The following is a 14058-nucleotide window of genomic DNA, read 5'->3' as shown; positions in this document are numbered from 1 at the left end:
ATGACCCATTCACCCTCCAACCGGTCGCTTGAACCACCCCCACCACGTCTCCCTCCCTCCAGGTCCTGGGCGGCCGGCTCGGGGCGATGCGGAGGGACTCCGGCTGACGGGTCAGGGAACGCAGCGGCAGCGTACGAGGGGGAGGTGCTGTAGCTCGGCCGCCAAGTCTCTGCTCGGAGCCGGGAAGGGCGGGGCGAAGAGACAACCAGTGAAGGTCGGTGAGGCGGCGTGCGTGGACATCGTGCGGCCGTCGAATAGGTCCGCGATGGCGGACACGAGAGCTTCGGCCCGCTCTCTGACGGAGGAGCCGGGAAGGTGGAACTGATCGTTCAGTTCGGTCACCAGGTTACCGGCCTTCCATGCGTTGGTCTTCTCGACGTTCACGCCCAGCCATGTCTCTACTGCTCCAGCAAGGCGAAGGCCACCGACAGTGGTCGAGGATGGATCGTTGGCGGCTGCCCGCAGCACCTCCCACGCCGCTTCGTCGCGGCAGGCGGCCTTCACGAACTCGTTTCCCACTCTGCCATGGGCATCGCCATCCCAGATCACCACGTGCGGGATTTGGAACATCGAGAGAGTTGCGGCGGCACGATGCAGCTCGTATTTGCCGAACGCGTCCAGTACCCCGACGTTGGTGCCTATCCGCTGAAGGAGGCCCTTCGAGCGGAGCCAGGTGAGGAAGGCGGCGTCACTGAATCCTTCGACGACGATCACGCGGTCGGCGAAGAAGGCGGCGGCCCGCTGGCCGTCCAGTTCGTTGAGCAGGCGGGCGTGCCGCAGTTCCCGGGATCGGGCGGGTTGCACGCGCTTGAAGCAGTACTGGGCGGCCTGGGCGTATCTGCTGCGCTCATCGATGCGGCCAAGTGCAAGCTCGACGGCAAGGGGCGGCAGAGAAGTGGCGGACACGGCGTCGCCGGAACGGCGTAGCCGTACGATCGACTCGATCCCGTTGGCCGCCGCGGCGAGCATGGTGGGGTCGTGGGTAGTGATGGTGACCGCCGTACCAGGGCTCGACGACAGCTCGCCCAAGTCCCCGGCGAGGCTCGCGATCTGCGCGGGATGCAGGTAGAGCTCGGGTTCTTCGAACACCACCCACCGCAGGCCGGAGGCCTTGGCATGCCCGGCCCGGCCGCGAAGCTCCGCGGCCATCTGGATGAGCCCGATGATGATCGCGCGTTGCACCCCCATGCCTTGGGCCTCCATGGGCATGTCCTGGCCGTCGGCGGTGAGCCGCAACTCGACGAAGTGGCGCAGGATCGTTCCGGGTGTCGGCTCGGCGAAGGCGATCTCCGGCTTCAGGTTCCACGGGTGCAGGACCTTCCCGAGCCTCCCCGACATGACGGTGGCCGGATTCTCCCGGGCGAGCAGCGCCTCCTTGAGCCGGCCGAGACTCGTTTCGACCTCGCGTACGGCGTGCTCGACGCGCTGCCCGGACGCGGAAGCCGTCAGGATGTCGTGGAGCGGCGAGGGACCGGCCAGCGTGGTGTAGTCGGACAGCCGCGCGGCGGCGGGCACGTAGACGCAGCGCCCGATGGCGGGCGACAGCCAGGCGACGGACGCCTCGCCGCGGCGGATCGCGTGGTACCCACCGGTGCGCCCACCGTCCCCCGTGTCGAAGGAACGCCGGACGGTCAGGGTGGCACCGTCGGCGTGATCGGTGAGCTCTTCGGCCTCCTCGTCGTCCAGTTCGTACTCGACCTCCACGAAGTGGCCCCCGCGAGCGGACCACCACGGCACGTCCCTGCGCGGCTCCCAGCTGAGATCGCCGTAGAAAAGGCGGATGGCGTCCAGCACGCTGGACTTTCCGGCGTTGTTCGGGGCGATGAGAGCGGTGAACGGACGTAGATGAATCTCAAGGTCACGGATCGCGCGGATGTTCTGGACGCGAAGCCGCACGGGACGCATTCAGCCCTCTTCCAGAAACGAGCTCGGCGTGCCGTGATAGGAGATGTACAGAACATCCCTCGCCCGAGTACTCGCCACGAAAAGCAGGCACCTCTCCCGCTGGGTATCACGCTCGTGCACCTTGGGGTCCTCCTCCTGCGGCGTGATCGCGGCGCGCATCGGGACGACTCCCGCCCGGACGCCGATGACGGCGACACAGCGGAACTCCCGGCCTTTCATGCCGTGCATGGTGCCTGTCCGCAAGGCGTCCGACGACACGTCCGACTCCAGATCCACCCATTCGATCCCCCCGGTGTGCAAGGCCCGCCGGGCCGCCCGGATCAGCTCGTTGGACCGGGACGCGACCCCGATCGCGGCGAGCTCGACGCCTTCGGCCTGCCAGCTTCGGATCTGGTCGACGAGGGCGGCGAGCTCCTGATCCTGGTCGGCGAAGGCCCGGACGACCGGTCGGCGGCCGTTGGTCGGCGAATGGAATCCGGCGAGGTCGTCGGAGCCGCCATCCAGTCCCGCGGCGAGATGCCCGCCCAGCTTGGGCGTCGCCCAAGTAAGGATCTGCTGCGTCGTCCGGTAGGAGATCTTCAGCTTGTGGCTCCGCCCGCGCACGCTCACACCCAGCGAAGCGAGCGACACCCGATGGTCGTAGATCCGCTGGTGAGGGTCACCGACGAGGAACAGGTCATCGGGCCCGGACGCGACGACGGCCCGCAGCAGCCGCCAGTGCGCGGGATGCAGATCCTGCGCCTCGTCGACCAGGACATTGCGGTACGCGAAGGCTTCGCCCTTGGCGAGTTCCTCGGCGGCGAGTTCGCACAACTGAGGCAGGACCCATTCGCCGCGGGTGGTCAACCCGGCGGTGACCCGCTCGACGGCCGCCCACACGAGATGACGCTGCCCCCGGGAGAGCGACCTCCCCCTGCCGGGGCGGTCGCAGCCGAGGTACTGCGGGAGAGAGGAGATCCGCTGGGGAAGGATGACCCGCAGCCACTCCTCCTGGAGAAACCGGGCCGTGAAGGGGGCGTGCACAGCCTTGGCGGCGTCCGAGAAGCGACTGAGCAGGGTGCGGTCGTCAATGATCGCGGGCTCTCGTCCGTGCGCTCGCTTGACGATTTCGTACGCGAGGGCGTCGACGGTGGACACCCGGATACGATCGAGCACCTCGTCGTCCCGGATGAGCAACCTGAGCTGCGAGCGCAGCGCGCGGGCGAGGCTCCGGCTGAAGGTGGTGACGAGAACGGGCGTGCCGGACCGTCCCGCCCACCGCTTGGCCAGGTAGTGCGCACGGTGCAGCAGGGTCACCGTTTTGCCGGTGCCGGGCCCACCGGTGACCAGGACGGGGCCGGTGTAGCGGTCCCGATAGGCGAGGGACCGCTGGGCCGGGTGCAGGAAGATCCGCCAGGCGTCGATGGGGTGCGCCAGGATCTCCCGCCAGTCGTCGGCGTCGTCGACGAGGACGACGTCCGATGGGCTGCGGCGCATGGCGGTCGCCAGGTCGGCGGGGTCGACGGGAGCACCCATCTGCTCCACCTGGTAGGCCTTGACCTCCGCGTGCGCCTGCGCGTACGACGTCCCGGAGGCGAGGGCGAGCAGCGCCTCGAACTGTAGCTCCGGGATGAGCCTCTGCAGCGCGATGAGATGGTCGCGGGTCACGATCAGCCGGACGAGTTCCGTGATCTCCGGGTCGATGCCCAGTTCGGCCAGCTGGTCCTCGCCAACGTGCCCGAACAGACGCGCATCGGTCGCCTCGGCCTCGCGGTGCAGCGCGGCACGGAAGTGCTCCAGCCCTGTCTCGTGCCGCAGCTCCAGCACGCCGGTCACCAGGTTGACGCTGGCCCGCATGGTCACCGCGAAGCGGACGGCCTCATCGTGGGTGAGGATCGCGAGCAGCAGGTGGAGGCCGTCGCCGGACGCGAGGAGCACGCCGTACGTGCCGCCGGAAAACCGGAAGAGCCTGATCCGCGGGTCTCTGGCCCGCGGCACCATCTCCAGCCGCCCGTGCCCGCCGATGGTAAATGCGGCAATAGCGTCATTGATCGATTTTTGTGTGGACTTGTCGAGTTTGCTGTAGTGCTGCAACGCCTCACGGGTCAGCCCGAGTCGCGGCACAGCGGCCTTCCTTCCTCGACGGTCCCCAGGCCGAACCCCTGATCGTTCGCTGGAACCTGATTGACGTTAACCATCCCAGTGAAAGATATTAAGGCGTTTCATGTGGCCTTTGCGGAAGGTTATTTGCCAGTGGGCGGTCACCGGTGCGAGACGTCGCCGAACCGAATACCATTTGTGGCCCCCGGAACCCCGACGACGAGGAGGCCGCACGTGGCGACGCAGGCAGCGGAGCGGGCACAGGACGGCCTCCCCGCGCAGGGACAGCTGGTCACGGTGCGCAACCGCCCGTGGATCGTCGCCGACGTGCTGCGCAGCAGCGTGGCCAGCAGCGATCCGCACATCGCCACCGGCTCCCCCGAGCATCTGGTGACGCTGGTCAGCGTCGAGGACGACGCCCGCGACGAGGAGCTCCGGGTCGTCTGGGAGCTCGAACCCGGCGCGGTCGCGCACGAGCAGCAGGCCCTGCCCAGCCCGGAGCACGGCTTCGACGACCCCGAGTCACTGGACGCCTTCCTGGACGCGGTCCGCTGGGGCGCCATCGCCTCAGCCGACAAGACGGCACTGCAAGCCCCGTTCCGGTCCGGCATCGAGATCGCGCCCTACCAGCTCGACCCGGTGGTGCGCGCCCTGTCCATGCCGCGCACCAACCTGCTCATCGCCGACGACGTGGGCCTCGGCAAGACCATCGAGGCCGGGCTGGTCATGCAGGAGCTCATGCTGCGCCACCGCGCCCGCACCATGCTGATCGTCTGCCCCGCCAGCCTCACCCTCCAATGGCGCGACGAGATGCGCGACAAGTTCGGCCTGGACTTCCGCATCGTCGACAGCGCCCTGCTCAAAGATCTGCGCCGCACCCGCGGCCTGTACACCAACCCGTGGAGCCACTATCCGCGCCTGATCGTCAGCATCGACTGGCTCAAGCGCACCCGGCCGATGCGGCTGCTGCGCGAGTTGCTGCCCCCGATGCCCCGGTACCCGCGCGCGTTCGACCTGCTCGTGGTGGACGAGGTGCACACGTGCGCCCCCGCCGGCCGTGGCGCGTACGCGGTCGACTCCCTGCGCACGACCGCGATCCGTGAGCTCGCCCCGCACTGCGAGCACCGGCTGTTCCTGTCCGCCACCCCGCACAACGGCTACCGCGAGTCGTTCACCGCCCTGCTGGAACTTCTGGACGATCAGCGGTTCGCCCGTGGCGTGGAGCCCACCCAGGAGCAGCTCGCCAGGGCGATGGTCCGCCGTCTCAAGAGCGAGCTACCACCGCGCTGGGACGGCTCGGCCGAGTTCCCCGAGCGGCGCCTCGACTACCTGGAGGTCGACTACTCCGCCGCCGAGCGCACGGCCCACGAGCTGCTGACCAGGTACGCCGCGTCCCGATCGGCCGGCTCGGGACGAGCGGCGCCGGACTTCGTGGTCAGCCTGCTGAAGAAACGGCTGTTCTCCTCCCCCAAGGCGTTCGCCGAGACCGTCGAGACACACCTCGCAACCATGTCGGCGAAGGAGGACGCCTTCGCCAAGGAGGCCGAGCGCGCGCCGGGCGCCAAACTCCTCCGGCCGCTCATCGACACCCTGGACGAGACCGCCGACGACGACGAGGCGTACGGCGCCGCCGCCGAGGCCGCCCTCACCGCCGCGCGCCAGATGATGCGCCCGCTCACCGCGGAGGAACGCGACCTGCTCAAGCGGCTGCTGAGCTGGGCCCGCGACGCCCAGGACCGGCCGGATGCCAAGTTCTCCGCCTTCCGCGCCTGGCTCGACCCGCTGCTGCGGCCGGGCGGCGAATGGAACGACGAGCGCGTCATCGTCTTCAGCGAGTACCGCGACACCCAGCGCTGGCTGCACGAGCAGATGCTGGCTGCGGGCTACCCCGTGGACCGCATCGAGCTGCTGTACGGCGGCCAGGACCGCGACGACCGCGAACGCATCAAGACCGAATTCACCGAGGCCCCCGGCCCGAAGAACCCCGTCCGGATCCTGCTGGCCACCGACGCCGCCAGCGAGGGCATCAACCTCCAGCGGTACTGCCACCGGGTGCTCCACTGGGAGATCCCCTGGAACCCTAACCGCCTGGAGCAGCGCAACGGCCGCGTCGACCGGCACGGCCAGCCCGCCGACAAGGTGGAGATCCGGCATTTCGTACCGCGTGGCTGGGAGAGCGCCGTCCCCGGCGCCTCGGAAGGCTCACTGGAGGACGAGCTGGCCTTCCTCTGGATCGCCGCCAGAAAGGTCGACCAGATCCGTGAGGACCTCGGCAGCGCGGGCGACATCATCGCCGCCCGCGTCGAGGAGAAGATGCTCGGCAAGCGGGTCGACTGGCGGGCCGCCGACACCGAGATCGCGGCCAGGGCGTCCCGGGCGCGGCTCAAGGTCGAGCGCGACCTGGCCCGCGACCTGTCTCGGCTGTACGACGCGCTGCACGACAGCCGCACCGAGCTGAACCTCACCCCCGCCACGGTCGAGCGCGTCGTCCGCACCGCGCTGCGCCTGGCCCACCGCAAGGACCTGATCCCCGCCGAGGCGCCGGACGGCGTCCCGGCCCTCTGCTTCCGGCTGCCCGAGTTGCCCGGCGCATGGGCCCAAGCCCGCAACGATGGGCTGCTTCATCCGCTCACCGGCGAGGAGCGCCCCGTCACCTTCGACACCGACGCGGTGAAGGGCCGCACGGACGTCGTCCTGCTCCACCTGGGGAGCCGCCTGGTCCAGATGTGCATGCGGCTGCTTCGCGCCGAGCTGTGGGCCAACGCCTCCGGCACGTCCGCCCTAGCGACCGGACCCGGCACCGGCGGCGCCAAGCTGTCCCGGGTCACCGCCCGCGTCGTGCCCGGGGACGTGCTGCGGGTCCCCGCGGTGGTCGCCCACGGCCGCGTCGTCATCACCGGGTCCGCCGGTACCCGCCTGCACGAGGAGATCGTGTACGCCGGTGGCCTCATCGAGACCGGCAGGCTGGCCCACACCCGGGAGGCCGAGATCGCCGAGTGGCTGGCGGCGGCCTCCGAACAGCCGGTGCCGTCACAACTCCGTGACAAGCTCACCGAGCTGTGGCCCGCTCTCGCCGAGCCGCTGCGCAAGCGTCTCGCCAACCGGGCCGAGCAGCGAAAGCGGAGCATCCGTATCTTGCTGGAGAAACGCTGCGAAGAGGAGGTCACCGCGATCGAGGCGGTCCTCGACGAGCTGGAACGTTCGATCCAGGTCGCGCTCGGCGAGACCACGCGCTGGCAGCAGCCCACCCTGTTCGAGGACGAGCAGCAGGAGCAGCGCGACCAGCTCCGCAAGGACCACGAGGCACTGAAAGAGCGACAGCGGACCATCCCCGGCCAACGCGCCGACGAGGCCGAGGCGCTGCGCCGCCGCTACGCCGACCCGAAGGAGCGTTCCTTCCCCGTGTCCGTCACCTTCCTCGTCCCCGCCGCGCTCGCGCACGCCGCCGCCCGAGGTAACCGATGAGCGCCCGTACGGCACCCGTCCGAGGCCGGCGCGGGCGTGCACCGATGGTCCCGGCGGCGGAGCAGCACGCCGACTGGCTGCGGCTGCTCCGGCCCGACGGCCCGTTCCTCACCGTCAGCGTGCTCACCGACGTCATGGAGCACGGCCTGGACGTCGTCCCGGCCGAGGTCACCGCCCGGCTGCGCCAAGCCTGGCTGGAGGTGCAGGCCGCCCCTGACCTGCTGCGCCCGGCCTGGGTCGACCTGATCTTCACCGAGCTGCTGCGCTGGCCCGCCGGAGTGCTCGCCGCCGACGCCCGACTCCCCGACGAGCTGCGCTCCTGGGGCGGCGACCAGGCGCGCCCCGACGCCGTCGTGTACGGCCCCGACCCTGTCGCCAGCCGGGCGGAACGGCTGCTGGTCTACCGCCGTCCCTGGGACGAGTCGCTGACCCAGGCGACTCGTGACCGGCCGTCGATGATCGAGCAGGCGGCGCTGCTGTGCCGCCGCCGTGGCGTGCCGTTGGCACTGCTCACCGACGGCAGGTTCTGGGTGCTGGTCCACGCCAAACAGGGCGCCCCCACCAGCACAGCCGTCTTCGACGCCGACCTGTGGCTGGAGGAGCCCGCGCTGCTGCGCGCCTTCGCCTCCCTACTCGGCATGTCCCGCCTGCTGCCCCCGCCGACCCAGCAGGACGGCACCCCGTCGACGTCCCTGGCCGGGCTGTTCGAGCGTACGGCGCACGCCCAGACCCAGGTCACCGACACCCTCGGCGACCAGGTGCGGCAGGCCGTCGAGCTGCTCGTCGGCGAGTTCGCCCGTCTCGACCGCGAGTCCAGCGGCGCGCTGCTCGCCGACGTCCCCGAACGGCAGATCTACCGGGCCACGCTCACCGTCATGATGCGGCTCGTCTTCCTGCTGTACGCCGAGGAGCAGCGCCTGCTGCCGATCCTCGACCCGGTCTACGCCGCCGGGTACGCCGTCTCCAGCCTGTACGCCCAGCTCGACGAGGCCCATCACCTGCACGGCGACGAGATCGCCGACCGCCGCCCGGCCGCCTGGCCCCGCCTGCTCGCCCTGTTCACCGCCGTACACCGAGGCTGCAATCATCCCGACCTGCGCATCCCCGCCTACGGCGGCTCACTGTTCGACCCGGCGAAGTTCCCCTGGCTGCCGGCGCTGAAGGTCACCGACCGGGTGATCCACCGCATCCTGGACGCGCTGCTGCTGCTCAAGCAACGCGGCCGGACCCCCGAGCGGTTGTCCTACAAGGGCCTCGGCGTCGAGCAGATTGGCCATGTGTACGAGGGCCTGCTGGAGTTCTCCTGCAAGAAGGTCGCCGAGCCGTACGTAGGCCTGATCGGCAAGCTGGAGCCGGAGGTACGACTCGCCGAGCTGGAAGCCGAACACGCCAAGGGCGAGGAGTCGTTCACCGCGTGGCTGAAGAAGGTCTGCGCGGTCAGCCCCACCGAACTGCGCAAAGCCCTGGCCTACCAGCCCGAGACCCGCGAGATCGGCGACCTCGGCTCAGCCTGCGACAACGACGCCGCCCTCGCCGCCCGCACCCGCCCGTTCCTCGGCCTCCTCCGCCGCGACCTTCGCGAAATCCCCACCGTCTTCCCCACAGGCTCGGTCCTGTTCACCCAGGTAGGCGACCGCCGCGCCACCGGCACCCACTACACCCCCCGCCCCCTGGCCGACGAGGTCGTCGAACACACCCTTGCCCCCCTGGCGTACTCCCCCGGCCCCGCCGAGGGCGCCGAGCCCTCCGTCTGGCAGGCCAAACCCTGGAAGGAGTTGCTGAAACTCAAGGTCGTCGACCCCGCCATGGGCTCCGGCGCCTTCCTCGTCTCCGCCTGCCGCTACCTCGCCGACCGCGTCATAGACGCCTGGGAACGCGACGGCCTCCCCCGCGAGGTCGAGTCCGCCGTAGGCTCCGAGTACGACCGCGACACCCTCCACCTCCACGCCCTACGCCTGGTCGCCGCCCGCTGCATCTATGGCGTCGACCGCGACGACATGGCCGTCGAACTGGCCAAGTTGTCCCTTTGGCTGGTCACACTTGCCAAGGACAAGCCGTTCGGCTTCCTGGACCACGCCCTGCGCTGCGGCGACTCCCTGGTCGGGTTGGTCTCTGAATCCCAGGTCATCGCCTTCCACCTCGACCCCGAGCGCGGGTGGACGCTAAATAACCGACTTGCCGGAACCATCGATGAAGTGGCTAAGTCGGTCCTCACTGAGGTGACCGAACTCCGTGAACACATCGAGTCCACCGCAGTCAACGACGCTCGCGAAGCCGAGGAGAAAGCTGATCTCCTCGGCCGCGCCGACGGTCTCGCTGAACGGCTTCGCTTAGCCGCTGACGCGGTTGCGGGAGCAGCCCTGTCCACAGCAGGTAAGAGCGAGGATATATTTGACTTGCGCCTGAACTCGATCGCGGACGAGGTCATGGCGGGGCTCGGCGGAAATGTTGTCAAAGAGGCGACCGCTCGCACGACAACTGATTTCTGGCTCCGGGGTGAGTCCCGCTCCGAACCGATTCGTCCTCTGCACTGGCCGTTGGAGTTCCCCGAAGTTATGCGCGGTGGCGGCTTCGACGCAGTCGTGGGTAACCCACCATTTATCGGCGGCAAGCGTATCAGCGGCGCTCTCGGTATCGATGTTCGTGAGTATCTTAAGCAGCATGTCGCGGGGAATAAACCAGGCCACGCCGATCTATGTTCGTATTTTTTGTTGCGTAATCACACTGTCGCACCCACAGGCAGAGTGGGGATCATCGCCACTAATACGATCACACAGGGTGATACACGAGAGATTGGCCTAGATCAACTCCGCGAAAGGGGCTGGTCAATATATCGAGCGGTTAAGTCGCAACCTTGGTCCGGCACGGCGTCACTTGAGGTGTCTCTATTGTGGTCTGGACGACCCCGACGAAGAGAGCTTCGAATATTGGATGGAGTTGAGGTCTCCGAGATTACCCCCTCACTGGATAAAAGCTCTCGCCTGAACGGAAACCCTAGACGCATTACCGATAATATCGATCTATCATTCCAAGGCTGCATCATCCTTGGAATGGGATTCATCTTGAATCCTGCAGAAGCCCAGGAGTTAATCGAGAGAAATCCACGCAATGCGCAGGTTATTTTTCCTTACCTAAATGGCGAAGATCTGAACTCTCGTCCCGACCATTCCGCAAGCCGGTGGGTGGTCGACTTCAACGACATGACAGAAGAAGAAGCACGTAGGTATCCTGATTGCTTTACCATCATCGAACAAAAGGTGAAGCCAGAACGGCAGCGCACAAAACCCGACGGCAGTTTCGCCCTCCGCAAACCGCTCCCACAGCGGTACTGGCAGTACGCAGACAAACGACCCGCTTTGCGCAAGGCTGTAGCAGGTTTTGATCGAGTGCTGGCTATTGCTCGAGTCAGCAAGACCGCGATGGCGTCTTTCGTCCCGACCGATCAAGTATTGAACGACAAGATAGTGGTTTTTGCGACCGATCGTTCCGCAGATCTATCCCTGATCAGCTCGGCACTCCACACGGAATGGGCGTGGAGGTACTCAGGAACACTAAAGGCAGACCTTCAATACGCACCCTCCGACTGCTTCGAGACGTTTACGCGGCCAAATTCGACAGAACAGATGAAGAAAGCCGGCGATGAGCTCTTTGATTATCGTAGTCAGCTCATGGCGGAACGGCAGCTTGGACTGACCGCTCTCTATAATCTAGTAAACGACCCATCCGAGCAGAACTCGATGATTCAACAAATCCGGGAATTGCATGTTGGGATCGATGAAGCAGTACGGCAAGCGTATGCGCTCGATGAGGAGTCTGACCTTGGCATCAGAGAGTACGAGTCCAATAATTCGAGTTCGCCACTGCCCGCCTGGCCGGAAATCATCCTCGACCATGGATTCCACGACCATGGCCATGGGGTGCGCTGGACGATCGGGCCGCAAGCGCGTTTGGATGTGCTCGATAAACTTCTCGCGCTGAACTTCTACCGTTACAGGCAGGAGGAGCTAGTCGGCCTACATTCAGGAAGGAAGTCTGCCAAGGGTACGCGCGTCAGATCTTCCGCTGCTCCGATACCGAACGCGGACGGGGTTGACGAGCCGCTCGACGCTCTGTTCCCCCCACCGGACGCGCTCTTCTGAATCCAGGTCACGAGGACTTGGGGGTGCCGTTCGGCCAGACACATGGCGACGAGACTCCCAGCAGGAGGACGTCGTCACCGGTCCGGCCGAGCGCAAGTAGGAAGTCGTCCGGTTTAGAGTGGGCGGTTAAATTGAGCCCATTTTTCGAAATACCCTCAATACTGTATCTCTGTCGCTGCCAGTACTCCTTGATCTGCCTCGCAACCTCGCCGATTTTTTCGCCTGGAATGTCGCGGAGGTAGTAACCTCGGTCGACTATCACGCGCTCTTCAGATCCGCCGTCGGTGGGGTTGAGGCATTTCTTGAGGTTGAGGCTAGGCCGATCTAGCTCGAGACGGGGTTTGGGTGTGAGCGCAGCCACCGTCCCGTTGATGAGTTGTTCGACACGGGTGAGCGCTTGAGCTTGAGTCATGGTGGGTTTATCGACGTCTCCTCCTACAAGACCACAGCCTATGGCGAGAACTGCAATGATCGTGATCATGGAGATGAGGCGTGGCATCTATCCTCCAGCCGACGCCAGGGCGGGCGGTGGAGACGTCGGTTTTGGAGTCGGTTCGGAGAATGGGATCAAATCGTCATACTGTCCGTTGATCAGATGCCCGATATTCCACATGGATGCCGACCGTACTTCCTCCAGATCCCAGTAACTGGAGTGGGCCGGGAAGGCATATGTAGGATGGCCGGTGCGTGGTACGTAGAATTGGTTGGCGCCGAACTTCTTGCTGCTGGGGTCGGTGCCGAAGGGTCCTGTGCCGGTCATGGCTCCGGAGATAACGGCGGACAAGATGCCAGGTACGTCGAGGCGTCCGCCACTCAGCGGGCCGAAGGAACCTAGATCACCTACTGGGTCGTCGGGGGCTTCACCCACCCATACCGAACCCACACCCAGCCTCGGCACGCAAGGCTCCGACACCAGGACTGCCGACGAAGATCAACTGATCGGCGAAGGACTTGGGGCGTAGGCGGGCGGCCAGGCCGGTCACAGTGGAGCCGTAGCTGTGACCTAGGACGGTGAAGCGGGCGTCGGTGGCTGCCTGGTGAGCGGCGTGCAGGCCGACCGCGAAGGCGGCCAAGGCCGGGGCGCCTGCTTCGGCGTCCTCCAGAGTGGCGGGGGTGTGCTTTGGGCCGGCTGATCCCCATTGCGGGGCCGCGTAGCCCAGCCAGGCGATTGAGGCGACCTTTGTGCCGGATTTGGCGAAGGAGTTCGCCTGGTCCCACATCGTGGCGACGCGGCGGGCGTCACCGTCGCCGAAACCGTCCAGTTTGGTGCCGGTGCCGGGGACGTAGGCGACGATATTGTCGGCATCGTCGGGGTTGCCGAAGGAGATCGCGGTCTTGCCCAGGCCGCCTAGTTCCAGTTGCAGGAGGTACGCGTGGGCTCGGCTGTTCTGACCGCCGAGAGACAGGCCCATCTCCACGGAGGCAATCTGGCGCATCCTCAGCTCCAATTCCTTGATCGCCTCCTCGGCCTCCTCCGGTGACTGCGCGCGTAATCGGGTCAGTTCCGCACTGATGCTGGACTTCTGATCGGCAAGGTATCTCCGGTTGCCCTGGTCCCTGATCAGGGAGGGGAGGCCGTTCAGGCTGCCGATCAACTGAGGGAATCGGCTCGTCAAGCGCTGATGGGCAGTGGGGCTCAGTTGTCGCCACCATACGTTCAGGCGGCTTGCCAACGCCGGATCCTTGCCGGTGTTCTGTAGCGCGACCAGTGCCTTATGGGCAGCCGCGTCGCCGTTGGCCGCTGCTGTCGTGAGCTTCATAACGCCGGACGGGTCGGCTGCATGACCGCCGAACAGGCCAAAGGCCGCCATCCTTTGGGGGCCATGCCTGACTTGTGCTCTTGCTGGATTGCGGACAGCCGACGCCGTAGACCCCCCAACTGCTCCTGCGCCCATTCCCCGGCGGCGCCGACCTGCTTGCCGGAGGTCGCGGGTAGGAAGACGGCGGAGAATTCGCCCGACAGCCGTTGACCCGCGCCGGGTAATCGTTGTCCGGCCTGTTGCAGGTCGGCTACGAGACGTTCCATCGCGGTGACGCCATGCCGGAGAAGCCGGTCGGGGTCGCGGACATCACGCTGATCGAGGTGGTGAACGCTGGGAGCTGTGGGGTCTGGCCGCCGAGTTGGCGGATGCGGGCCGCCAGTTGCTCGGTCGCGTGCTGGAGGGCTTGCTGCATGGTCGTGCGGTGCCCGGCCAGGGCCTGGGCGAAGGCGGGAGCGCCGCCGCCGACCCACGCGTTGGCGGCCATGCACCGCATGGGGGGAACTAGGGTCCGAGCGTGTTCATCGGCCAGCCGGATCACCCGCGATAAGGCGGCCTCCAATTCCGGCGTCCCACCCGTCGCCACAAGGTGTCAGAATCCCATGCGGATCGGATATCTCGCAACGGTACATAGCAAAGCGATGTGTCAGGCGAATCATGCGGAATTCTCCCGAATGTCCATGCCGTCCTGACTGCAATGCGGTACAGCG

Annotated in this window: 7 protein-coding genes; 2 read left to right on the top strand and 5 right to left on the bottom strand. The window is 66.8% G+C overall.

Annotated features, from left to right (window positions below; translation table 11 throughout):
• Positions 1–111: 111 nt before the first annotated feature.
• Together ACFP1K_RS04745 and ACFP1K_RS04740 are read right to left on the bottom strand one after the other, a co-directional pair.
• Entirely contained in the window at positions 112–1905 is a 1794-nt protein-coding gene (locus ACFP1K_RS04745) for an ATP-dependent nuclease (RefSeq protein ID WP_380747227.1), read from the bottom strand.
• Positions 1906–4008, bottom strand: coding sequence for a UvrD-helicase domain-containing protein (locus ACFP1K_RS04740; RefSeq protein WP_380747225.1), 2103 nt, complete (start codon positions 4006–4008; stop codon positions 1906–1908).
• A 210-nt stretch (positions 4009–4218) separates the two neighbouring features.
• Here ACFP1K_RS04740 and drmD point away from each other — a divergent pair, with 210 nt between their 5' ends.
• Together drmD and ACFP1K_RS04730 are read left to right on the top strand one after the other, a co-directional pair.
• Complete coding sequence (drmD, locus tag ACFP1K_RS04735) at positions 4219–7449, top strand: DISARM system SNF2-like helicase DrmD (protein ID WP_380747223.1); 3231 nt, start codon at positions 4219–4221, stop codon at positions 7447–7449.
• Positions 7450–7493: 44 nt separating this feature from the next.
• Complete coding sequence (locus ACFP1K_RS04730; RefSeq protein WP_380747221.1) at positions 7494–11588, top strand: Eco57I restriction-modification methylase domain-containing protein; 4095 nt, start codon at positions 7494–7496, stop codon at positions 11586–11588.
• Positions 11589–11595: 7 nt separating this feature from the next.
• On the opposite strand, the gene ACFP1K_RS04725 is transcribed toward ACFP1K_RS04730, so the two are convergent.
• The 3 genes from ACFP1K_RS04725 to ACFP1K_RS04715 all read right to left on the bottom strand — a co-directional run bounded on the left by ACFP1K_RS04725 (position 11596) and on the right by ACFP1K_RS04715 (position 13835).
• A complete protein-coding gene (locus ACFP1K_RS04725; RefSeq protein ID WP_380747220.1) occupies positions 11596–12087 on the bottom strand; it encodes a hypothetical protein in 492 nt (163 codons plus the stop codon).
• Positions 12088–12448: 361 nt separating this feature from the next.
• Positions 12449–13399, bottom strand: a complete 951-nt coding sequence (locus ACFP1K_RS04720) for an alpha/beta hydrolase (protein WP_380747219.1) — start codon at positions 13397–13399, stop codon at positions 12449–12451.
• Positions 13400–13598: 199 nt separating this feature from the next.
• Complete coding sequence (locus tag ACFP1K_RS04715) at positions 13599–13835, bottom strand: hypothetical protein (RefSeq protein WP_380747218.1); 237 nt, start codon at positions 13833–13835, stop codon at positions 13599–13601.
• Positions 13836–14058 lie beyond the last annotated feature (223 nt).

The sequence above is a fragment of the Sphaerisporangium aureirubrum genome (genome assembly GCF_042658925.1).
Lineage (GTDB): Bacteria > Actinomycetota > Actinomycetes > Streptosporangiales > Streptosporangiaceae > Sphaerisporangium > Sphaerisporangium aureirubrum.
The sequence above is the reverse complement of the archived record's forward strand: the minus strand, read 5'-3'. Positions and strand labels throughout refer to the sequence as shown.